We start from the raw sequence: 20,789 nt of genomic DNA, 5'->3' as shown, positions 1-20,789 counted from the left end.
GCCCATGTTCGCTGACGGAGCCAATTATGGGGAGAAAGCGGAGAAAGCGTCTTCTTCCAGATTGCTCTGCGGATCGTCAGCCAGAGCGAACGGGCCGGCCGGCACTGTGGATGCTCACTTGTGCAGCTGTGCCGTACGGTCGCGCAGCATGTTGCGGCGCCGCAGAACCGGCACGGCCTCGGCCTGGAAATCGACGGCGCTGTCGAAGTCTTTGATCATTCCCTCGATGACCAGCAGTGACAGCAGAGGGAAGGCGAACTCCGGCGCCGGGAACAGACCGAAGCGCCGCTGCAGGTCGAACAATCTGCCGGCGAAGGGCGCGAGCGCGAACTGGCCGGACTTCGCTCCGGACGCCTCCTGGACGAGCTCGGTCAGGCCGGCGCGGAAGCCCGCCACGTCGCAGTCGTCGGCGACGTGCGCCGCGCTCTCGATCACGATCTGCGCGCAGGTCCAGCCGTCGCCCATCGCCATGTGGATGAAGAAGTCGGCGAAGGAACGGCGCACCTCGTCGGGCAGCCGGATGACGAACCCCGCGTCGAGCATCACCAGGCCGGCACGCTCGTCGAAGTACAGGTTGCCCGGATGCAGGTCGCAGTGGACGACGCCGTCGATGAACAACATCTCATAGACCGCGGCCAGCACCGCCTGCACCACTTGACGCCGCGTGCCGGCGTCCAGGTCACCGGGGGCGAAACGCCTGAGGCCGATGATGTACTCCATGACCACGACTTCGGGCGTGCACAGGTCGGCCAGCGGTTCGGGAATGCGTACGTTGCCGAGCCCGGCCAGGTTGGTCCGCAGCTCGGCCAGCGCCGCGGCCTCCGCAGGGAAGTCCAGCTGCCGCAGGATCGCCGAGCCGACCTGCTCGTGCATCACCTTGAACGGCATCTTGCGCAGTTTCGGGACGGCACCGAGCGCACGCATCATGGCCAGCGTCAGCGCGAAGTCGCGCTCCATGACCCACTGGATTCCGGGCCGGCGCACCTTGACCGCGACCCGCCGCCCGTCCAAGGTCACGGCCTCGTGCACCGTCGCGATGCTGCCGCAGGCCACGGGCTCCCAGGTGAACTCCCTGAAAGGCCAGCGCGTCCCGGCGTAAGCGGCGAGGACCGCCTGCCGGACCCGGCGTCTGCTGGGAGGCGGTGCCGCATCGGTCAACCGCGAAAGCGGTCCGGTCACCGCCGGCGGCAGGAGATCCCGGCGGGTGCTCACCAGCTGGCCGATCTTGATGTAGGACGGGCCCAGGCGGGTGAGCATCTTGACCCACCTGTCTCCGTCGTGCAGGCCGCCGGCCCGCGCACCGTGACCGGCGCGCCGCGGTCCCAGGAGGCGACGGGCTTCCGCCGCGCCGAACAGCAGGGCGTAACCCGCCATGATGCCGCCCACGTGCACGGCCCGCACCGCCATGCCGACCGCTCGGAGAACGCGGCCCATGAATCCGTTCACCATCGCCCCCAGACTGATCGCCGTCGGCGGGATGTCGCCGGCCGCGTGGCCGTACTCATAGAAGGATGTGGTCGCGCCAGTCGGCAGGGGTGTTGATGCGCTGGAACGCGCCGGCATGGAACAGCAGCGCGTCTTCACCGGAGCCGCGCTCCAGGTTGACGATCTCGCCGAGAAAGATCGAATGGTCCCCGCCGTCATAGACCGCGGCAAGGGAGCACTCGAACCACGCCAGCGCGCCGGGCAGCACGAGGCACCCTGTGCGCGGCCCGGGGAAGCAGGCGACGTTCGCGAACTCGGCCAGGCCACGGGGGCGGTGGCGGTCGGCGAAGTGCCGGGCCACGCCTTCTTGCCGGTCGGACAGGATGGAGACCGCGAAGGCACTGTGCCGCAGGATCATCTCGTGCATCGCGGCGTCGCGCAGGACGCAGACCAGGACCATCGGCGGATTCAGCGACACGGACGTGAACGAGTTCGCGGTCATGCCGCGCGGCTCGTCCCCGCCGGCGGTCACGACGGTGACACCGGTCGCGAAGCTCCCCAAGATGCGTCGTAGTTCTCGGGGCTCGAAAGTGGTGCTCGCCGGGACGTTGTTGGCCGTCGCCATTCGCCTTAGCTCCCTTCCTCGGGCCTCGGCACGCTGCCGCGCAGCTCAGCCCCGCAAGAGCAGGCGGGGACGCTTCCGCCCCGATGATCCGATGCGTTTCGCGCCGAAGCCTCTTACCGAGATGGAATGAGTATTCGACGTCACGTGCGGCGCGCGCTTCTCCGACCGTGCCCTGCCCGCGCAGGGCACCACTGGCCATGTGTCGGTCAGACGGGGACGCCCGTTCGCTTGAGCAACTTGCGCACGGCGGTGGCCCAGGTCGAGGAGATGCTCGGTGGCGGTGCGGGCGGCGGCGTTGTCGATGCCGACGTGGTCGACGAGGCCCGCAGTCGCAAAAGACTCAGCTCCCGTGGTGGCCGGCCGCCGAAGTTCGCCCGACAAGCGCCCGCCCTGAATACTTGGGGGGCACCTGCTGCGGGCCGCTGGGCTTGGAGGATGGCGCGGGCCTTCAACTGCTTACCGAGCAAGGCGGCCAGAAAGCGGGTGGTGGAGCCGTCGAGGCTGCGAAGGACATCGGGAATCCTGTCGGCTTCGTGGTGGAGGACAAGAGGTGCGGAAGCAGTGCCGGGGTGTTGGTCCGGTGGTGATTCGGTTGTTTCCTCGTCATCATCCGGTCCGGGCTTGCGCCGTATTAGCAGCGCTGCTCGGCCTTGGTCTGATCGTTTCTTGACCGTCGATCGCCTAAACGCCCGTCAAGGGAATGCGGGGGCGCGAGCGCGACATCGAGCCTGAGGGGCCGCGGTGATTCCGGACAGCCGTCTTATGGGGCGTAGCCTATGCGGCTGTTTGGGCTGAGAGGAACTCGTTGAGCACCTCCAGGGGTGGCCGGTAGCCGAGCGCCGAGTGTAGGCGCCGGTGGTTGCAGAACCCTTCGATGTAGCGGATGGCCTGCCGTTTGGCTTTGGCTCGGGTGGTGAAGACAAAGCGGTGCAGCCACTCGTTCTTGAGCGCGGAGAAGAACGATTCGGCCATCGCCCAGCCCAGCACCGCCTTGCTGTGACAGTCGATCACCGTGGCCAGGTAGAGGAAGCCCTGCGAACGGCGGCGACGCATGCCTTCATCACCGCGGTCGCGGAGATGAAGACGGCACCGACCTTCGTCTTCCTACTGCCGGAGTAGATCTGCCAATGGTGGTGCCGGCTGGTGCAGTAGGTGTGCACCCTCCGGTACTCCACCACGTGGCTTTCGTGCCCAGCGGCTGGTTGGGGAACTTCGCTTCCGGAGGTTCTGGCACTGACGAGTGGACACCCGGTTGTACGGGAAGGCCTCGCCCGCGGCGACCGTTGGACCGGCAGTCGTCCGCGGTTTCGGTGTGTTCTCCTGCTTCCCTTTACCCTCCTAGCCTTTGGTTCTTTCGGTTTGTCAACGGCGTCTGAAAAAACGGGATCAGGCACACTTTTCGTGATCGGATCCATCGGATGGATCACGGTTCGAGTGTTCCGGCCGGTAGCCGCTTCTCTGCTCACGAGCATCTGCAGCGTGTTGATCAAGGAGCTGGTCGCTGTCCTGTTCCCTCATCTGGGCGGTGTGTGCGTGGAGCAGGTGTTCCGATCGGGAACCACGGTGCGGATTCGGGCCAGGAGCGGAACCGTGGAGGCCGCTTGCCCGGCTTGTGGAACGCCGTCGCGGCGGGTGCACAGCCACTATGAACGGCGGCTGTCCGATACCGCGGTCGGGGGCCAGGAGGTGCTCCTCCACCTGCGGGTTCACCGGTTCTTTTGCCGCACTCCCACGTGTGCGAAGGCGACGTTTGCCGAGCAGGTCCCGGGGCTGACCGTGCGTTATGGCCGCCGCAGTATCCGGGCGGCGAGGGCCTTACAGGCGATCGCGCTGGCTCTGGGTGGCCGCGCCGGAGCCCGGCTCGCCAGCCGTCTGGCGGCCTCAGTCAGCCGGATGACGCTGATCAGGCTGATGCGCGCCCTGCCAGACCCGCCTCTGGAATCCGGTCCGCGGGTGCTCGGCGTGGACGACTTCGCCCTGCGGCGAGGCCACACCTACGGCACCATCCTCATCGACATCTCCACCAGCACCGTGGTGGACGTACTCGCTGACCGGACGGCTGACACCCTCGCCACCTGGCTCCGCGCGCATCCCGGGGTCGAGATCGTCTGCCGCGACCGAGCCGGCGCCTATGCCGAGGGCATCGCTCGGGGTGCGCCGCACGCGACCCAGGTCGCGGACAGGTGGCACCTCTGGCGGAACCTCGGCGAGGCCGTCGAACGCACCGTCACCCGCCACCGCGACCATCTCCAAGCCCTGACCGCCACGCCCAGCACGCGCACCGACACCTCGCCACCTGCGGCGCCGTCCGTCCCGCCCCACTCGCCCGCCGACCGTCAGGACCGCATCGCCGCCCGAACCCGTGAACGGCACACCGCTGTTCACGCCCTGCTCGAGCAAGGCCAAGGACTGCGCGAAATCGCCCGCCTGCTGTCCCTGGGCCGCAACACTGTAAGGCGCTTCGCCCGCGTCACCAGCCCCGAAGACCTGCTCGTTCACAACGGCACCGGCCGACGGCCCAAGAACCTGGAAATTCACGACTCCTACCTGCGCAAACGCTGGGCCGAGGGATGCACCAACGCCGAACTCCTCCATCAGGAGCTGCAGGCCCTGGGCTACCGCGGCGGCAGCGCCACCGTCCGCCAGTACGTCCGCCCCTGGCGCGACGGAACGCCTCCCGCACCGACATCAACGCGACCGCCCACGGTCCGGCAGGCCACCGGCTGGTTCCTGCGCAACCCCGCCCACCTCGACCCCGACGAACACCGCCAACTTCAAGCGCTCACCGCCGCCTGTCCCCAACTGGCGGCGCTTCAGCTGCACGTGCGCCAGTTCGCCGAGATGATGACGCACCGCCACGGCCACAACCTGGAGACGTGGATGAACGCCGTCCTGGGCGACGACCTACCTGAGCTGCACTCCTTCGTCACCGGGCTACGCCGCGACCAAGACGCCGTCACCGCCGGGCTCACCCTGCCCTACAGTTCCGGACCCGTCGAAGGGCACGTCAACCGGACCAAGATGCTCAAGCGACAGATGTACGGCCGCGCCAACCTCGATCTCCTGCGGAAACGCATGCTGCTGTCCCACTGACCAGGGTCCGATCACGGAAAGTGTGCCTGATCCAGTTTTGACCGTCGCCGTCACGGTTGTGCCGGTCTGTTCGGGGCCGGTATCTCGGACATGATGGCGTCGGCTGGCGCGTGCAGCCCAGCGACATCCTGCGCGCTCAGCGGCCGCTGGTAGACGCGTGTCTCATCGATGTCGCCCAGCATGCGAGTGCCGAGCCGGCTTCGCGCTGCTCGCTTGGGGACGTCGCGCGTTCGCCCCGGAACCACCGCAGCACCAGCACCCCCTGCCAGGACGGAGTCGGAGCGCGACTGCCCTTGGGAGTGCCGAGTCGGTGCCGTTCCTCCCGCAGCGGTCGGGCAACGTGGTGAACCAGCGTGCGGGAGACGTCGAGCATGGCACGATGAGCAATTACGTGGAGCCTTTCGGCTGATGGGGATCCTGTGGTGGGAGCTCATCTACCGGAGGCTCCACGCCTGTCTCCGGCCTTCGGCGACTCCTCGCGAAATTCCGGTACGTGACTGCGGACGTCAGAAATCCCCAATCATCCGAATTATTTCTCTGAGATCTGTTCGTCACAGATTCCCGGTGGCTCGAACGATGTTGTAGTAAGCGTCTGCTTCGCGCCGGCATAAAACGCCGGCTGCGGACTGCCATCCGTCGAACTTGTCGCAGACGTCGTACATATCGCGCCTGAACTTCTTGTCGATCCTGTGGCGGTTGTCTTCGGTGAAGCGGTTTTGCTTCTTGTAGTTGCGGTAGCCGAAGTCGTGCCGCTGGCACGAAGGCTTGAAGTTGAACCCGCTGGGCCTGTCGGGCGACTTGGAGCAGGCGTCACTGCTCCAGTCGATGCCCTGGCCGGCGTACGGCCGCTCAACGCGGAGCTTCTGGAATGCCGACATCGAGATCTCGTAGAGCCACATGTCGGTGAACTTCCGCTTCTGCTTCGCCGTCAGTTTGAGTGACGCGCTCGACTGCTGGTCCGGCGCCTGTAATGCGGCGGCGGACGTCGGGGCCGCCGTCCCGACACCTGTGACGGTGACCACCGTTACGACGATGGTCGCCAGTGAACCTCTCAACATGCCGTCGAATCCACCTCTTCCTTCATTTCGATGAGCGGCATTGCCGTCTCGGGATGCCGGGAGTATTGGCGCCGACGCAGTTCGCCGGTGCCGCCGGAGATCGCTGGGTGCCGTCGCTCCGGAGCGGTTCGCGCAGCTCTTGCCGGTCGCGGGGCGGTGCGATGTCAACCGCGTTGGGGAGTCTTGGCCGAGGCCGGCACCGGTTTTCCTGGGCAGGTGGTGGTGCGCTTGCCGGTCTCGAAGTAGTCGATGATCTTCGCGGCGCAACCGGGTACCTGGGCCGCGGAGCCGTGGACGTCGTCGTTGACGGTCACCAGGGTTCCACCGATGACCGCGCGCATGGCAGGCGTCCATTCGTACGGTGTCCGGGTCTCGTAGCGATGGCCGGACAACACCAGCGAGCCGCTGACGGGCCGCACCGTCGGCGGCTTCGCCGGCAGCAGCCATCCTGCGCACATGTGCACGAAGGGGCTCGTCCGGCCGGTCACCGGATAGTCCTTGAGACGCTGCTGGTAGTCCTTCCAGTTCGACGCGAACGTGCTCGGGCTGGAATCCTCGTTGCAGTGGAACGCGCGGCCCGCTGTCTTGTCGGTCTGCGTTTCGTCCCCGGCGGGCGGGTCGCCGAACGCCTTCTTGACCGTCGGTGGCGCGACCGGGCCCTTGGCGTCGGTGAGTTCTTTGAGTACTTGAGCCATCATGGGCCATTGAGTGCTGGGACGACCTGCGGCCTGGGCGATGAGCGCCCCGTCCACGGTGAGGCCGACGTCCGTGAAGGTCAGCGGTTCGGCGTCGTACGAGGCGACCATGTCCTCCACCGCCGAGACCACCTGCCGCTTCGAGGTGCCCAGCCCGTAGGTGTCGTCGCGCTCGGCCATCCATGCGGCCATCCGCTGGAAGTTGCGGTCGACGGCGTCTGTGTGGGTTGCCGTCCAGAAACCCTTCCAGATATCGGGCGGGGTGGAGCTGTCCAGCCACATCCGGTCGACATTGCCGGGAAACATGGTGCGCATGACCGCGCCGAGCCACGTGCCCCAGGAGACGCCGAAGAAGCTGATTTTCCGATCGCCCAGCGCGGCGCGGATCCGGTCGATGTCACGGGCCACGTTCGGGGTGGTGAGCTGCCCGATGAATGCGAGGTCCTGCTGAGTGCACTGCTTGCTCCACGCGACCATGTCGGCGTAGGTTTTCTTGGCCTGTTCCTCGGCGATCGGCCCTGGCGAGGGCTTGCCCCGCGGGTCATCGGGGCAGGTGACTTTGGTGCTGCGGCCGACGCCGCGCGGGTCGATCCCGATCAGGTCGTAACGTTCATCGAGTCCCGCCGCGCCCCTCATGACGAGGTTGAGAGGCATCAGGTAGCCGGCGCCGCCAGGCCCGCCCGGGTTGAGCGCCAAGCTGCCCAGGCGGTTCTTCTGGTCGGCGGCCTTCAATCTGGTCAGGGCTACGATGATCTGCTCTCCGCCTGAGTCTTCATAGTCCTGGGGTACGCTGATCGTCCCGCAGTCCATACGGCCGTGCAATTTCCTGACCGCGGCGAACTGATCCTCCTTGTAACCCATCTTGCGCAGATCATCGTTGGAGAATTCCGGGCATTTCCGCCACACGATGGCAGGAGTTCTGGCCCGGGAGCCGGCTGCGGCGGCGGGGGTGCCGACCGTAAGGGAACTCATCAGCAAAGCTCCCGAGATCAAGCAACCACTCGCGCGGACCGCTGTCGCACCATTCACTGATCGAGCCTTTCCTCGGAGAGAACGACCTGGCCGGACAAGAGGACCACCCACCACGGTGTCGGTCGCCGGCGATCAACTTCTTTATCCACCAGAGGTTGTTTCGTGGCCGTTTCCGTGAAGGCTTTCGCCCTCGCATCCGGGGTGGCCTTGTGGCAGCAGAGTGAGCGCTTCGGCCAGGGCCGGTCGAGGCCTGTGGCCAGATCGGCCGGGCTCGTCGGGGCCTGGTGGTCGGCGGGGACGCCGATGGTGTCGATCAGTTCCCGATGAGGGCCGAAGTGGTGGAGGGACGGCAGTTGCAGCACGCTGCCGTCGTTCAGTGGATACGTGATCCCGTCGCCGGCAACCCGGCCCGCGGTCCGAGTGCCGACGAGCGGGGCGAGGTGTGGGCGGAGCGCTCCTCCTTCGCGGCAAGCGAGCTGCCTGCCGCGAGGAGAGCGCTACTTCGAGGGGCAGAGGACGGCTTCGGCGGCCTTCTCCATGAGGGGGTCCAGATCGGGATCGAGGTTGGAAGCGCCCAGGGTGGTGGAGAGGGCGAACTGCACGCGTCCGTCCGGGGTGTTGTAGGTGATGGACTTGCCCCCGGGTCCACCGCCCGTGACGCTGAAGTAGCCGCCCTGGCCGTCGCAGATCCGGCCGTTGGCCGCCGGCTTCGCTGCGCTCTTGGCCGCTTGCTCCTTGGGAAGCAGGCGGCCCAGCAGTACCTGGGTCAGCTCCTTGGGCAGCAACTCGTTCTTGACCAGGGCGCGGTGGAAGGCGCTGAGGTCCTCGGTGGTGGAGATGACTCCTGCGGCGGCGTAGCCGTGGCTCATGTTCTGGCGGTCGACGTCGCGTAGCTTGCCGTCCTTGTCAGGGTAGTAGCCGTGGCCGTGCGGGCCCTTGATACCGCCGGGCGGTTTGGTGGGCAGGTAGGTCCTGTCCATGTCGAGCTTGTCGAACAGGCGCCGTTCGAACTCCGCCGACACGGTGTGCTTGGTGTGCCTCTCGATGATCAGGCCGAGGAGGAAGTAGTTGGTGTTGGAGTAGTTGAACTGGGAGCCGGGCTCTCCCGTACGCTTCAGGTCGCTGGTCTGTTTCACCATCTCCAGCGGCGTGTGGTAGGTCATGTCGAAGACGTCCGCGGCCGGCAGGTTGGGAATGCCGGAGGTGTGCTGCAGCAGCTGCTGGAGGGTGATCTGGTCGGCCAGCTTCACCAGGTCCTGTTCGACGACGATGGGCAGCAGGTCGCTCAGCTTGTCGTCCAGGGCGAGCTTCTTCTCCTTGACCAGCTGGAGGATCACGGTACCGGTCATGAGCTTGGTCTGGGAGCCGATCCGGTAGCGGGCGCTGGGCGGGATCTTGCCGCCCTTGTCGTCCAGCAGGCGGGTGCCGCCTGTACCCTGGGCGACCCGCTTGCCGTCGACGTAGACGGCGCCGATCGCGCCCACGATCTTGGAGCTGGCGGCCAGCTCGGTGAGCGCTTTCTGTACCTCACCGAACTCGGGACGATCCGTGCCGGTGGCGGGTGTTGTGGTGCCGAGCGTCAGCATCGCGCATGCCACACCGGCCAGGCCGGCCGCTTTCGCACGCTTCACGATTAGCGTTCCCTTCTGTTGAGACGCGCCGGTATGGAGTGGTCATATCGGTCTCGGCGCGTGGTGGCTTCCGTGTCTAGTCCTGGCGAAGTTTCCTGGCCGTTTCCGCCGACGCCGCCTGCAAATCTCGCGCAGCCCGCGGCGTCCGAGAGTGTGTGTTCGGCGGATCGCCTGCGAAGGCGGGCGTGTGTGCAGGATGAGGTCCGAAGCCCACGAACCGGGCAGGCATCACCCGCAGCCGGGGAAACGCGTGGCGGAGGAAGAGCAGGAACGTCGCACGGCCGGGACGCCTGCCGGAGAACCGGGCTCAGAACAGGAGCCGTTGCATACCCGCTGCGCGGTTTCATGATCACGGTGGGGCGTTGCCTGCGCCGCTGTACGGTCGCCAGGTCAGCGCGGGGTGATGGCGTGCGCGGCGTCGCCGATGAGCAGCAGCCCATCGAGGTGCCAGCGCTTGAGCCGGTCGAACCGGACGTGGAGCAAGTGGACCTCGTCCATGCTCTCCAGCCGGCTCACCCGGTCGGCGTAGTCGGGGCGCGAACGAGCGACGCGCTTCCGGAAGCGCTCAACCCCCTCGGCCCGTAGCCGCGCGTCGGAGCCCTTGACGGTGAGGTAGACGTTGATGATCGTCGTCGCGGGCCAGCGCCTCGCGGCCCCGGACGATCGGCGCCACGCCGGCGTCATGTGCGCCTGTCTCGGGCCGAGGTCGGCAGGCGGAACCACCAGACGTCGAACGGCACACCGAACTCCTTGGGCGCCAGACCCGCCTCGCGGCGCAGGATGGAGTGCCTGCCGTCGCATCCGACCGTCAGCTCAGCCCAGATCTCCCCGTCGCGTCGATGTGTGCCGGAGCGAGGTCGGTGCCCCTGACGCGCTGTTCGAGGAGCTGGACCTGACCGGCCAGCTCGTCGTGCACCGAGCGCCTCTCGGAGGAACGCCTCGCCGGTTGGGCAGAACCACCCGACCCGGCAAGCTCAGCCGGCGCGGAGCATGCGGCGCGGTATCGAGGGAGCCACCCGCATCAGGAGCGGCAACAGCCGGGCCTTGCCGACATAGATCTCCGAGCGGTTCCCGGCGAGACCGTTGACGATCGCCTCCGCGGCACGCTCGGGGCTGATCTTCCCGCTGCCGCGTCCCCGCGTCATGTCGGTGTCGACGAGGGGCAGCACGACTTCGACGGCCTGGATCCGGGCGCCGGAGTCCTGCAGCTGGTACCGCAGCGCCCGCGTGTACGTGGAGAGGGCCGATTTGGTGGCGCAGTACACCGGAGCGGTCCGCTTGGGCGCCAGCGCGAGGCCGGAACCGATGTTGACCACCGCGGCGTGACCGGAGGCCCGCAGCGCGGGCAGCGCCCGCAAGGTGAGCAGCACCGGAGCGGTGAGGTTGGTCTCGATCTCGTCGGACACCGACCGAAGGACCGCGGGTGTGGCACCGGCGAGGTGATCGGTCTCGATCTGCACGGCCGCGTTGTTGACCAGGAGGTCGAGCCCTCCCCATTCCTTCTCGACCACGGTCAGCAGGTGGGATCGGTCGTCCGGTTCGGTGATGTCGCAGGGCACCGTGAGCACGTCCGCGCTGAGGGCGTGCCGGGCGCGGGCCAGCCGGTGCGGGTCGCGGCCGCACAGCGCGACCCGCTTACAGCCGCGTCGCAGCAGTTCGGCGGCGAGGGCGAGTCCCACGCCGGTGCTGCCGCCCGTGATGAGGGCGCGGTCATAGGGAAGGCTCATGATCGGTCTCCGTAGGGGTGATGACGGTCCGGTAGCGGCCCGGGCTGGCGCCGGTTCGCCGGGCGAACTCGCGGGCGAAGTGGGGGCCGTCGGCGTACCCGGCCAGGAATCCGACGGTTGACAACGGCACGTCGGCGTTTCCGAGCAGCATCGACGCGCGGATGACGCGGGCGGCGGCGACCACTGAGGAGAACGAGCTCCCTTCCTCGTGGAGGCGCCGTTGCAGCGTACGGGCGGACATGCCGCCGGCCGTCGCGAGCTCGCCGACCGTCCACCGCCTGGTTGTGTCGGCGAGGACCCGGCGCAGCGCGGCGCCCGTGACCGGTCCCCTCCCGGCCTCGGGTGGGGGCGCCGGATGCCGCGCTTCCCCGGGCGGATGGGCGGTTCCCGGAATCCAGGCCAGGCGGAACCGGTCGACCGGCCCCGGCGGCACGTGGCCGGTGATGAGGTGACCGTGGTCGAGCAGCGCTGTCCCGTCGGCCAGGCTCAGCCGGACGTTCACGCACCCTTGGGCCGAGAGCAGGCCCGCCAGCACCCCCGCCACGAGCAGGCTCTCATGCCGTACGGGCGGTGAACCGGCCGGCGCCGAGTGCCGCACGCGGACACCGCGGGAGCTCTCGGAGGCGATGATCGTCCGGTGCCGTGAGTGCACGTAGCGCTCAAGCCGTCCCCACCTGGCCAGGCACTCGACGGGAGTGGGCGCGGACGTCAGCGCGTGCCCCAGGGGATCGAACGGGCCGCCGGCCACAGCCTGCCCCGCGAGGATCAACGCGCTCTCGCCGTAGGCGGCGGCGACGGCGGCGAGCAGCCGCCGCTTGGCGCTCAACGTCACGCGCGGCCCCTCGCACCTCGCCCCGTCCGGCACCGGGAGGCCACGACGGCGCAGGGACGCCGTGACCAGTGCCACCATCGCCGCCGATGAGTATCCCTCGTCCATCCCGACCACCTCCGCGCCGAGCGTAAAGTCCCGCGCGGGACGATGTCGTGAATGATCGCGCCATTCCGCCGAGCAGGGGCCACGTGACGTCGCTCTAGACTCGTGCGCCCTCGCGGGAACGCCGCAGGAGCGAGTACGCGCAGGCCAGCCCGAGCACCGATTCCACCACCGCGGCGAGCACCAGCCCGCCGGCCGGTACGCCGTCGAGCGCGATGCCGAGAAGGCGGGACAGCGCGTAGGCGAGGTACCCCGTGGCGCCGACGGCCGCGGCGGCGACCGCGAACCGGGTGGAGAACGCGCCGACCATGATGAACACCCCGGCTGTGAGCAGGACGCCGCCCGCCGCGCGCGTCTCGCTCAACAGGCCGGCGTCGGCGACGACCATGATGCCGTTGGCCTGGTGGAAGGCCACGGGCGCGAACAGGTTGGCCGCGCCGATGACGATGAGCACCAGACCGGCCACGAAGAGAAGGACGGAGTGCGGGTCCACGCGCCTGCTCATCGCTGCCACACGCCCGACGCGGCGGCGGACCGGCAGAAGCCGGCGAAGTCGCGTGGCTCGCGGCCGAGCGCGTCCTGCACGCCGCGTCCCAGCGTGGCGTTGCGTCCGTCGAACAACTCCTCGCACAGGGCGGTGAAGAGGTCGGCGTACTCGGGCCCCGTCTCTTCGGCCAGCGCGGCGCGGAACTCGCCGGCCGCGACGGCGGTGTAGCCGACCGGATGGCCCGCCGCGGCGGAAATCTCCGCCGCGGCGTCGGCGAAGGTCAGCAGCCGCGGCCCGGTGAGCTCGTAGAGCCGGCCGGAGTGCCGGTCGTCGGTGAGGGCGGCGACCGCCACGTCGGCGATGTCCTCCACGTCGACGAAGGGTTCGGCCACCTGGCCAGCGGGCAGGGTGATCATGCCGCGCCGTACCTGCTCCAGCAGGTCGCCTTCGCTGAAGTTCTGGGCGAACCAGCTGGCCCTGATGAGGGTGTGGCTCAGCCCGGAGCCCTGGACGATCTTCTCGCAGCGCTGTGCGTGGTGCTCGCCACGGCCGGACAGCAGCACCAGGTGTTCGAGACCGGCCTCGATCGCGTACGAGACGAGCGCCTCGATCGCGGCGGGTGCGCTCGGGACGGCGAGGTCGGGAGCGTAGGCGATGTAGGCGGAGCCCGCGCCGTGGAGCACTGCGGGCCAGCTCGACGGCTGTTCCCACGAGAACGGCGGGTCGGTGCGCCGCCCGGCCGGACGGACCCGGTGGCCGCCGCCGGTGAGCCGGCTGACGATGCGCCGGCCGGTCTTGCCGGTCGAACCGATGACGAGGATGGGACGTGATGACATGGTTCCTGCGCTCCTTGGGGCTGGTGACAGACCGAGTCTCGGCCACATCGTCCTGGACGGGCAATCACAAGAAGTCCGTGATTCTTAGCCGTTCATCCAGACTGGCGGACGCGAGGGACATGCGGCAGAGTGGCGGGCGTGCACGATCGCGTCCGTACTCCTCCCGCTGCCGGCGACCTCCTCGGCGAGGCGCTGCACCTGCTGCGCCTGACCGGCACGCTCTACTGCCGGGCCGAGCTGACCGCGCCCTGGGGCATAGCCGTGCCACCGCTGCCGGAGCTGATGGCGCTGGTGGTGGTCACCGCCGGGCACTGCTGGCTGGACGTCGACGCCGACATCGACGGCGCCGGCCCCCGCCTCCTGCAGCCGGGCAGCCTCACCCTGCTCCCTCACGGCGTCGCGCACCGGTTCCGCAGCGACCCCGAGGCCACCACCGACGATCTCTTCGACATCCCGGTCGAGCAGATCAGCGAGCGGTACGAGATCCTGCGCCACGGCGGCGGGGGTGAGCGCACCCACGTCACCTACGGTGTGGTCCGCTTCGACCATGCCGCGGGGAGCAAGCTCGTCGCCCAGCTCCCCCCGATCATCCACCTCGACGGCTGGGACGACGACGATGCCGGCTGGCTGCACAGCATGCTGCGGCTGGCGTCGAGGGAGGCGCAGGCGCTGCGTCCGGGCGGTGAGACCGTTCTCACCCGGCTTGCCGACATCCTGGTCATCCAGGCGATCCGATCCTGGCTCGACGCCGCGCCGGAAGCGCGGCAGGGCTGGCTGGCCGCCCTGCGCGACGAACAGATCGGACGCGCGCTCACCGCGATCCACCGGGCACCCGAGCAGGACTGGAACGTCGCCTCCCTCGCCCGGGAGGCCGGTATGTCGCGGTCGGCGTTCTCGGCGCGCTTCACCGAGCTCGTCGGTGAACCCCCCATGCGATACCTGGCCCAATGGCGGCTGCAGCTGGCCCGCACCCACCTGCGGCGGACGCCGGAACCGCTCTCGGCGGTCGCCCATCGTTTCGGGTATCGGTCGGAGACGGCGTTCTGCCGGGCGTTCAAACGTGCCTTCGGCGTGTCACCGGGAAGCGTCCGGTCGCGCGCGGCGACCTCGCCGCTGCCCGGACCGCCCTGATGGATTGAACGGTTCCGGTTCCCCGGCTCGTCTCAGGACCTCGAAGCGTGGAGACCCCGAGGTTGTGCCGGAACTCGGGCCGGCGATACCGGCCTCGATCAGCAGCGCTCGGCAAGCGGGGCGGACAGCTCATAGTCGCCAGGAGGCACCCGGAGTTCGATGCTGTCTGCCGGGATGGGCGTGCTCGGGTGATCGAACGACCGGTTGCGATGCCAGCGTGCCGCCCCTGGCGCGCGTATGGGGGTCCTTTGCTGACGCATGACCGCTTCTGACGCGGATGCCTCATCAGGAGGGTAGGGGCCGAAGTGTACGAATCGGCTCACTGGTAACGCCGGTGGCGGACTGAGGGGAACAGCGGCGGGAAAGACGCATGATGACGTCGCTCGCCGAAGGACCTGGTTCCGCACCTATGAACTCGTCCGTGACTCGCTGCCCGCAGGCCATGGCAACGGCGACACGCCTTGCGGGGTCCGTTCGGGCGAACATTGAAAGGCAGACATCTGTGCACACCATGACGACCCAGGAGTGGCACGAGTTCGTCACGCGCGGCGCGCGTACCGGGAAATTCGCGACATTGGGAGCCGACGGCGCTCCCCACGTCACGCCCGTCTGGTACGTCTTCGACGGCGAGGACTTCGCCTTCACCACCAACGCTGAAACGGCCAAGGCCCGCCACCTGCGACGTGATCCGCGCGCGGCGCTGTGTGTCGATGACGATGCTCCGCCCTTCGCCTACGTCGAGGCTCGCGGCGAGGTGACTTTGAGCGAGGACCTGGACGAGCTCCTGGATGTCGCCACCCGGGCCGCCGCCCGGTACGTGGGTCCGGACCAGGCGGAGGAGTTCGGCAGGCGCAACGGGGTGCCCGGCGAGGTCGTCGTCCGGCTCCGCCCCACCAAGGTCATCGCCTACGGCGGCATCACCGAGTAGGACCTCGCATCCCGGCGTGGGGACAAGGTCGGCCGGCACAGTGAGGATGACGGGAGCACGTGGACGCGTGGGACGTGATCGTGGTCGGTGCCGGTTCGACGGGCGGACGGGCCTAGCGTTGCGGGCGCTGCAGCGGCGGCGTGGCAGGCGCGCTGTCGTCGGCGCGGGGCACCTCGTGGGGCAGGCATCGGCCGCGGCGGCGCGGGTGTTCGCTCCCGCCGCCAGCCGCAGCGCCGGGACGGGAGCGAAGGGCGAAGGTGCCACTGCTGTCGGGTCAGCGAGGCGGCACGGTCGAGGAGGGAGAGGGTATCGAGGGAGTCTGCGGCCGATGCGCCGGAAGGAGGGGGAGCGCGGGCGATCGGCTGGTCAGCAAGATCGAGACGAGCGTGATGAGCGAGGCGAACGTGAGGGCGGTGGCCAGCGCTCGCAGCGGGCGGTGCCGATGGTGCTCACCCGAGCGCAGGGGCGGCTGGTGGTGGCGGCTCAGCAGCCAGCACGAGACGCCCAGAAGCAGGATGATCAGGCCCACGGGTGGTACGGCCTTGGTGACGGCGGCGCCCAGGGCCAGCAGGGACACGGTCGTCCTGATCCAGGCCAGATGCGTGCGTTCGGGGGCCAGACCTGGATCTCGGCCGGGGGTGCCGCCAGGGCGCCGGCGAAGCTCGGGGGTCATGAGCCGCGCAGGACGACGAGGGCGGCCATCAGCGCGACCGCTGTGATGATGATGACGAGGATGCGGGGCAGCAGGGAACGTGGCAGGCGGTGGCCGTGGCGCATGGCGTGCTGGTTGCGCCGCCACTCGAGATAGGCGCCGCCGGGCAGGAGTGCACCTAACGCGATCAGGGGCACCGCGAGCATGCGCCGCGCGCCGGGCAGGCCGGGAAAAGGGGGTAGGACCTGCACGATCGCCAGTCCCGCGATCAACAGGGCGAGGGCGGTGCGGCTCCAGGCCAGGAACGTGCGTTCGTTGGCGAAGGTGAAGCGGACATCGGGTTCGGCGTCGGTGGGGGTGCCGTTGTGGGCGGGTACGGGGGCTGAAGCTGTATTCTCCATGTAATCAATAGATAACTGAACGCAGTCACTTGTCCAGGTGCAAGAGGCGCGGGCGAGACAGGCAGCAGGGCCCCGGCGCCGGCCGGTCCGGGCTGGAAAATGTCGCCCGGCGGGCTCGGTGAGGCGGACGGTAATGGACTGATTCGCGCCAGGTGGGCGCGCGGGGGCGACAAGCATCTGTCTCTGTGGCCACTTGATGCACAAGCATCACATTCAGCTACTGAGAGTAGTTGCTCATCACTCACAGTAAGGGTTCTGGATGTCCATCTCCTTCGCGCTCCTGCACGGTCTGGCGCCTGCCCCGCGTCATCGCCGGCCATCACCTCTCAAACGCAGAAGACACGCCCGCCGCACGCCCATGGTCCGCAGGAGGCAGTTCGCGTGATCATCGACTTCCCTCTCCTGGCCGGCTCTTTCCTGGTCGCGGTGATCGTCGGTCTCACCGGGATGGGCGGCGGCGCCCTGATGACCCCCATGATGATGCTGTTCTTCAACGTGCCGCCGCTGGCCGCCATCTCCAGTGACCTGGTCGCCTCGGCCGTCATGAAACCCATCGGCGGCTACGTGCACCTGCGTCACGGAACCGTCAACCTGCGCCTGGTCGCCTGGCTCTGCGCCGGATCGGTTCCCGCCGCGTTCTGCGGAGTGTTCCTGGCCCGCGCCTTCGACACCGAGGCCGCTGCCCAGCAGGCCGTGAAGTACGCCCTCGGCGTCGCCCTGCTGCTGGCCGTGGCCGGCCTGGTCGCCAAGGCCTTCCTCGCCGTACGGGAACGGTCCGGAGCCGAAGCCGACATCGCGCAGATCTCCCTGCGCCCGATCCCCACCCTGCTCGTCGGCATGATCGGAGGAGCGACCGTCGGCATCTCCTCGGTCGGCGCCGGCTCCCTGATCATCGTCGCGCTGCTCGCCCTCTATCCCACGCTGAAGGCCAACCAACTCGTCGGCACCGACCTGGTCCAGGCCGTCCCCATGGTCGCCGCCGCCGCCGTCGGCCACCTTCTCTACGGCGACTTCCAGCTCCACCTCACCACCTCTCTCATCCTCGGCTCCATCCCCGGCGTCTACCTCGGCGCCCGGATCTCCTCCCGCGCCCCCGGCGCCGTCATCCGCGCCATGCTCGCCGTGGTCCTGCTCGCCTCCGCCCTGAAGCTGCTGGAGGTGAGCAACCAGGCCACGGCGTGGATCCTGGGTGGCGCCACAGCGACAGCCACGGCCTGCTGGTACGTCCTGCGCCGCGGCCGCTCGAGACCGGAGGAGCAAGCCACTGCGGCACCCGCCCCGGCCAGCCGGCCGGGCTGAACACCGAGCCGCCCGGCCGCCTCGATGAGCACTACCGGCCGATGCCGGTGCGCCATGAGCACAGCCACACGCCGCGAGCTGACGTGTGGCTGTACCCGAGCCGCCATCGGCCATCCGGGTGGTCGAGCCTCCACGTGGCGGGGTGCTCGGGACGGCGATTGGCCGGGGTTGCGCAGAGGTCATGGATGTCTTCGCCATCGAGCGGAACGGCCACTTCCCGGATGCGGGCCGGTCATGTCGCGCTCAGGGGGCATCCTGCCGTTCCAGCCACTTCACCATCGCCTGGTTCGTTTCCTCCGGCTTCTCCTGCTGGATCCAGTGACCGCAATCAAGGCTGACCACCTCCACGTCGGGCACGAACTCCGCCAGGTTCTCACCCCGTGCGATCACATCCCTGTCGCCGTAGATCATGAGAGTGGGCTGCCGGATGACCGGGTCCACGTCCGCCAGCAGGTGCCAGTTGCGGTCGAGGTTCCGATACCAGTTGATGCCGCCCGTGAATCCCGATGATTCGAAGGCGGAGACGAGCACGGCCAGTTCGCCGTCGCTCATGATGGGCTCACCGAGGGGTGTTTCCGCCCGGGCGAGATCGATCAGCGCCATGCCCGGCCGAGGCTCCCTTGGGGGCACGTTCTTCCGGTACAGGTTGCGGAGGAACCGGAAGGTGTTCTCGTCGAACACGGCGTCCGCGACACCCGGCCGCCGGTTGAAGTGGACGAAGTAGAAGTCGCCGCCGAACGTGTCCTCCATGGACTCGATCCAGGGTTTCTCTCCGCGCGCCTGGTAGGGCAGGCTCAGGTTGATCACCTTGTTCACCCGGTCGGGGTGCAACAGCGTCAGTCCCCAGACGACGAACGCACCCCAGTCATGCCCGGCAAAGGCGGCGTCTTCGTATCCATAGTGGTCGAGGAGTGCCACGAGGTCGCCTGACAGGTGTTCGATGTCGTAGTCCGTCACTTCCGCCGGGCGGGACGAGTTGCCGTAACCCCGCTGGTTCGGTGCGATGACGTGGTAGCCGGCCGCGGCGAGGGCGGGCATCTGGTGGCGCCAGGCGAAGGCGTGCTCCGGCCAGCCGTGGCAGAGCACGATGGGTTTTCCCGCATTTTCTCGGCCCGCTTCGAAGACTTCGAGTTCCACGCCGTTGACCGGTATAAGCGTGGGCTCGGGAAAATCGGTTGGCTTGAACATCGCGTTTCCTGTCTGTCTTTTCGGGGTGATCGGGCGGGGAGATGCGGCCATCTTGGCAGCCGAAACCGGTCACCTCATGACCGGTTTTTTGTGCAAGTGTTGTCGGCGTGCGAACCGACCGGCTGGTGGCCGTCCTTCTCTTGCTGCAACGGCGCGAGCGGGTGACGGCAGCGGAGGTGGCCCGGGAGCTGGAGGTTTCCGAGCGGACCGCCCGCCGTGACCTCGACGCTCTGGCCATGGCAGGGGTCCCCGTGTACTCCGCGCGGGGCCGGGGAGGTGGCTGGCGGCTTGTGGGCGGCGCCCGTACCGACCTGACCGGGCTGACTGCTCGGGAGGCCAGGGCTCTGTTCCTGGTGGCCGGCCCGGCCGCGGCGGCAGACCCGGCCGCAAAGGCCGCTCTGCGCAAGCTCGTCCAAGCCTTGCCGGAGCCCTTCCGCGTACCAGCGGAGGCGGCGGCGTCGTCGAGGCTGGTGGATCCGCATCGATGGGGTGTGAGCCGGGTCGAGTACCCAACCCCGCTGTTCCTCGACGACGTCCAGGACGCGGTGATCCGTGGCGTCCAGACTCGGCTCGGCTACGTCGACGGCGACGGCTCCGGAACCGAGCGGATCGTCCACCCGCTCGGCGTCGTCGCCAAAGGACCGACGTGGTATCTCGTCACGCACACCGACGCCGGTCGACGGACGTTCCGGATCGACCGCGTGTCATCCGTCGAGCCGACCGGCGATCCCGTGCACCGACCCGAGGGGTTCGATCTCGCTGAGAGCTGGAGGGAGATCGCCGACGAGGTCGACCGAAGGCGAACACCTCTCGAAGTCCAGGCGGTGTGCGCTCCCGAGGGGATCGGCAAGCTCCGGATGCCGCTTGGGGACCGGCTCGAGGTCGGAGGTCCCACGATCGACGGTCGCATCGAGGTCGTGATCCGCGGCTACAACGAGTACGCGCTCGCGGGCGAGCTGGCCGGACTGGTCGAATGGCTCGAAGTGACCGGCCCGCGTGGTGTGCGGGACCACCTGACCTTGATCGGCAACGCGCTCGTCGAGCGATACGGCTGAGACACCCCCAACGGTCGCGGCCTCAACCCGTCCGTGGAGGCAGGTCAGTCAGGCAGCAGTTCGCCGAGCGGCTGCTCCACGCGCGAACGGATGTCGTCCCGGATCTTGCGGACGGCTTCGATGTCCTGCCCGGCGGGGTCGTCGAGTTTCCAGTCCTCGTAGCGTTTGCCGGGGAAGATCGGGCAGGCGTCGCCGCAGCCCATGGTGATGACCACGTCGCTGGCCTCGACTGCGTCGACGGTGAGGACCTTGGGCTGGGCGGCGGTGATGTCGATGCCGATCTCGTGCATCGCCTCGATGGCGACGGGGTTGACCTGATCGGCCGGGGCCGATCCGGCGGAGCGGGCCTCGATCCGGTCGCCGGCCAGGTGGGTCAGCCAGCCGGCGGCCATCTGCGAGCGGCCGGCGTTGTGGACGCAGACGAACAGGACGGACGGTTTGTCAGCCACGGGCGGGCTCCTCTGCGGTGAACAGGCGGCGGCCGGCCAGGCTGACGTAGACCAGGGCGACCAGGACGGGGACTTCGATGAGCGGGCCGACCACGCCGGCCAGGGCTTGGCCGGAGGTGACGCCGAAGACGCCGACCGCCACGGCGATGGCCAGTTCGAAGTTGTTGCCGGCGGCGGTGAAGGCGAGCGTGGTCGTCTTGTCG

21 protein-coding genes and 1 pseudogene are annotated in these 20,789 nt (G+C 68.6%); 5 read left to right on the top strand and 17 right to left on the bottom strand.

Annotated elements, in window-relative coordinates; translation table 11 throughout:
• Positions 1 to 114 precede the first annotated feature (114 nt).
• The 3 genes and pseudogenes from ACFFR3_RS44530 to ACFFR3_RS44520 all read right to left on the bottom strand — a co-directional run.
• A complete protein-coding gene (locus tag ACFFR3_RS44530; RefSeq protein ID WP_379485120.1) occupies positions 115 to 1,449 on the bottom strand; it encodes an ABC1 kinase family protein in 1,335 nt (444 codons plus the stop codon).
• A gap of 52 nt (positions 1,450 to 1,501) precedes the next feature.
• Entirely contained in the window at positions 1,502 to 2,050 is a 549-nt protein-coding gene (locus ACFFR3_RS44525) for a flavin reductase family protein (protein WP_345408234.1), read from the bottom strand.
• A gap of 774 nt (positions 2,051 to 2,824) precedes the next feature.
• Positions 2,825 to 3,085 (bottom strand): annotated as a pseudogene (locus ACFFR3_RS44520) (integrase core domain-containing protein); the annotation flags it as partial.
• A gap of 117 nt (positions 3,086 to 3,202) precedes the next feature.
• On the opposite strand from ACFFR3_RS44520, the gene ACFFR3_RS44515 reads away from it, so the two are divergent.
• A complete protein-coding gene (locus tag ACFFR3_RS44515; RefSeq protein WP_417629302.1) occupies positions 3,203 to 5,143 on the top strand; it encodes an ISL3 family transposase in 1,941 nt (646 codons plus the stop codon).
• Between the two features lie 551 nt (positions 5,144 to 5,694).
• Here the strand turns inward: ACFFR3_RS44515 and ACFFR3_RS44510 are convergent.
• The 9 genes from ACFFR3_RS44510 to ACFFR3_RS44470 all read right to left on the bottom strand — a co-directional run bounded on the left by ACFFR3_RS44510 (position 5,695) and on the right by ACFFR3_RS44470 (position 13,483).
• Positions 5,695 to 6,165 (bottom strand): phospholipase, encoded by a 471-nt coding sequence (locus ACFFR3_RS44510; protein WP_379485118.1) that lies wholly within the window; start codon positions 6,163 to 6,165, stop codon positions 5,695 to 5,697.
• Positions 6,166 to 6,365: 200 nt separating this feature from the next.
• Positions 6,366 to 7,868 (bottom strand): alpha/beta fold hydrolase, encoded by a 1,503-nt coding sequence (locus ACFFR3_RS44505; protein ID WP_345408226.1) that lies wholly within the window; start codon positions 7,866 to 7,868, stop codon positions 6,366 to 6,368.
• Positions 7,869 to 7,921: 53 nt separating this feature from the next.
• Entirely contained in the window at positions 7,922 to 8,230 is a 309-nt protein-coding gene (locus tag ACFFR3_RS44500) for a hypothetical protein (protein ID WP_379485117.1), read from the bottom strand.
• A gap of 135 nt (positions 8,231 to 8,365) precedes the next feature.
• Positions 8,366 to 9,499, bottom strand: a complete 1,134-nt coding sequence (locus ACFFR3_RS44495; RefSeq protein WP_379485116.1) for a serine hydrolase domain-containing protein — start codon at positions 9,497 to 9,499, stop codon at positions 8,366 to 8,368.
• Between the two features lie 390 nt (positions 9,500 to 9,889).
• The gene (locus tag ACFFR3_RS44490; protein ID WP_379485115.1) at positions 9,890 to 10,183 is read right to left on the bottom strand and encodes an FAD-dependent monooxygenase; all 294 of its coding nucleotides are present in this window, start codon (positions 10,181 to 10,183) and stop codon (positions 9,890 to 9,892) included.
• A 290-nt stretch (positions 10,184 to 10,473) separates the two neighbouring features.
• Positions 10,474 to 11,226, bottom strand: a complete 753-nt coding sequence (locus ACFFR3_RS44485) for an SDR family NAD(P)-dependent oxidoreductase (protein WP_364384504.1) — start codon at positions 11,224 to 11,226, stop codon at positions 10,474 to 10,476.
• Positions 11,210 to 12,163 (bottom strand): helix-turn-helix transcriptional regulator, encoded by a 954-nt coding sequence (locus ACFFR3_RS44480; RefSeq protein ID WP_379485114.1) that lies wholly within the window; start codon positions 12,161 to 12,163, stop codon positions 11,210 to 11,212. Before ACFFR3_RS44480 ends, ACFFR3_RS44485 begins: the two co-directional genes overlap by 17 nt.
• A gap of 94 nt (positions 12,164 to 12,257) precedes the next feature.
• Entirely contained in the window at positions 12,258 to 12,665 is a 408-nt protein-coding gene (locus tag ACFFR3_RS44475) for a DUF4345 domain-containing protein (RefSeq protein ID WP_345408214.1), read from the bottom strand.
• Positions 12,662 to 13,483 (bottom strand): SDR family oxidoreductase, encoded by an 822-nt coding sequence (locus tag ACFFR3_RS44470; protein WP_345408212.1) that lies wholly within the window; start codon positions 13,481 to 13,483, stop codon positions 12,662 to 12,664. The genes ACFFR3_RS44475 and ACFFR3_RS44470 overlap by 4 nt, the downstream gene beginning before the upstream one ends.
• A 138-nt stretch (positions 13,484 to 13,621) precedes the next feature.
• On the opposite strand from ACFFR3_RS44470, the gene ACFFR3_RS44465 reads away from it, so the two are divergent.
• Together ACFFR3_RS44465 and ACFFR3_RS44460 are read left to right on the top strand one after the other, a co-directional pair.
• The gene (locus ACFFR3_RS44465; RefSeq protein WP_379485113.1) at positions 13,622 to 14,614 is read left to right on the top strand and encodes an AraC family transcriptional regulator; all 993 of its coding nucleotides are present in this window, start codon (positions 13,622 to 13,624) and stop codon (positions 14,612 to 14,614) included.
• A gap of 511 nt (positions 14,615 to 15,125) precedes the next feature.
• Positions 15,126 to 15,542 carry a PPOX class F420-dependent oxidoreductase gene (locus ACFFR3_RS44460; RefSeq protein ID WP_379485149.1) on the top strand — a complete coding sequence of 139 codons (417 nt, stop codon included), beginning with the start codon at positions 15,126 to 15,128 and terminating at the stop codon, positions 15,540 to 15,542.
• 274 nt (positions 15,543 to 15,816) lie between these two features.
• On the opposite strand, the gene ACFFR3_RS44455 is transcribed toward ACFFR3_RS44460, so the two are convergent.
• Both ACFFR3_RS44455 and ACFFR3_RS44450 read right to left on the bottom strand, forming a co-directional pair.
• Complete coding sequence (locus ACFFR3_RS44455) at positions 15,817 to 16,215, bottom strand: DUF202 domain-containing protein (RefSeq protein WP_379485112.1); 399 nt, start codon at positions 16,213 to 16,215, stop codon at positions 15,817 to 15,819.
• Positions 16,212 to 16,595, bottom strand: a complete 384-nt coding sequence (locus ACFFR3_RS44450; RefSeq protein ID WP_379485111.1) for a YidH family protein — start codon at positions 16,593 to 16,595, stop codon at positions 16,212 to 16,214. The genes ACFFR3_RS44455 and ACFFR3_RS44450 overlap by 4 nt, the downstream gene beginning before the upstream one ends.
• A 381-nt stretch (positions 16,596 to 16,976) precedes the next feature.
• Here ACFFR3_RS44450 and ACFFR3_RS44445 point away from each other — a divergent pair, with 381 nt between their 5' ends.
• Positions 16,977 to 17,894, top strand: a complete 918-nt coding sequence (locus ACFFR3_RS44445; protein ID WP_379485110.1) for a sulfite exporter TauE/SafE family protein — start codon at positions 16,977 to 16,979, stop codon at positions 17,892 to 17,894.
• 243 nt (positions 17,895 to 18,137) lie between these two features.
• Here ACFFR3_RS44445 and ACFFR3_RS44440 read toward each other — a convergent pair whose 3' ends face one another.
• The gene (locus ACFFR3_RS44440) at positions 18,138 to 19,082 is read right to left on the bottom strand and encodes an alpha/beta fold hydrolase (protein WP_379485109.1); all 945 of its coding nucleotides are present in this window, start codon (positions 19,080 to 19,082) and stop codon (positions 18,138 to 18,140) included.
• Positions 19,083 to 19,189: 107 nt separating this feature from the next.
• Between ACFFR3_RS44440 and ACFFR3_RS44435 the strand changes: the two genes are divergently transcribed.
• Positions 19,190 to 20,137, top strand: coding sequence for a helix-turn-helix transcriptional regulator (locus ACFFR3_RS44435; RefSeq protein WP_345409914.1), 948 nt, complete (start codon positions 19,190 to 19,192; stop codon positions 20,135 to 20,137).
• Positions 20,138 to 20,181: 44 nt separating this feature from the next.
• On the opposite strand, the gene ACFFR3_RS44430 is transcribed toward ACFFR3_RS44435, so the two are convergent.
• Positions 20,182 to 20,586 carry an arsenate reductase ArsC gene (locus tag ACFFR3_RS44430; protein ID WP_345408198.1) on the bottom strand — a complete coding sequence of 135 codons (405 nt, stop codon included), beginning with the start codon at positions 20,584 to 20,586 and terminating at the stop codon, positions 20,182 to 20,184.
• A partial coding sequence (locus tag ACFFR3_RS44425) for an arsenic resistance protein (protein ID WP_379485108.1) occupies positions 20,579 to 20,789 on the bottom strand: 211 nt, incomplete at its 5' end. The genes ACFFR3_RS44430 and ACFFR3_RS44425, both read right to left, overlap by 8 nt.

Source organism: Nonomuraea salmonea (assembly GCF_042428605.1).
GTDB lineage: Bacteria > Actinomycetota > Actinomycetes > Streptosporangiales > Streptosporangiaceae > Nonomuraea > Nonomuraea salmonea.
Note: the sequence above shows the minus strand (reverse complement) of the source record. Positions and strands in the feature narration are given on the sequence as shown.

Excerpts from the sequence above, each read along its gene's own strand:
- ACFFR3_RS44455 (WP_379485112.1), bottom strand. The coding sequence starts at position 16,215 with ATGACCCCCGAGCTTCGCCGGCGCCCTGGCGGCACCCCCGGCCGAGAT.
- ACFFR3_RS44470 (WP_345408212.1), bottom strand. The coding sequence starts at position 13,483 with ATGTCATCACGTCCCATCCTCGTCATCGGTTCGACCGGCAAGACCGGC.
- ACFFR3_RS44525 (WP_345408234.1), bottom strand. The coding sequence starts at position 2,050 with ATGGCGACGGCCAACAACGTCCCGGCGAGCACCACTTTCGAGCCCCGA.
- ACFFR3_RS44450 (WP_379485111.1), bottom strand. The coding sequence starts at position 16,595 with ATGGAGAATACAGCTTCAGCCCCCGTACCCGCCCACAACGGCACCCCC.
- ACFFR3_RS44440 (WP_379485109.1), bottom strand. The coding sequence starts at position 19,082 with ATGTTCAAGCCAACCGATTTTCCCGAGCCCACGCTTATACCGGTCAAC.
- ACFFR3_RS44480 (WP_379485114.1), bottom strand. The coding sequence starts at position 12,163 with ATGGACGAGGGATACTCATCGGCGGCGATGGTGGCACTGGTCACGGCG.
- ACFFR3_RS44530 (WP_379485120.1), bottom strand. The coding sequence starts at position 1,449 with ATGGTGAACGGATTCATGGGCCGCGTTCTCCGAGCGGTCGGCATGGCG.
- ACFFR3_RS44505 (WP_345408226.1), bottom strand. The coding sequence starts at position 7,868 with ATGAGTTCCCTTACGGTCGGCACCCCCGCCGCCGCAGCCGGCTCCCGG.
- ACFFR3_RS44490 (WP_379485115.1), bottom strand. The coding sequence starts at position 10,183 with ATGACGCCGGCGTGGCGCCGATCGTCCGGGGCCGCGAGGCGCTGGCCC.
- ACFFR3_RS44475 (WP_345408214.1), bottom strand. The coding sequence starts at position 12,665 with ATGAGCAGGCGCGTGGACCCGCACTCCGTCCTTCTCTTCGTGGCCGGT.
- ACFFR3_RS44460 (WP_379485149.1), top strand. The coding sequence starts at position 15,126 with ATGACGACCCAGGAGTGGCACGAGTTCGTCACGCGCGGCGCGCGTACC.
- ACFFR3_RS44485 (WP_364384504.1), bottom strand. The coding sequence starts at position 11,226 with ATGAGCCTTCCCTATGACCGCGCCCTCATCACGGGCGGCAGCACCGGC.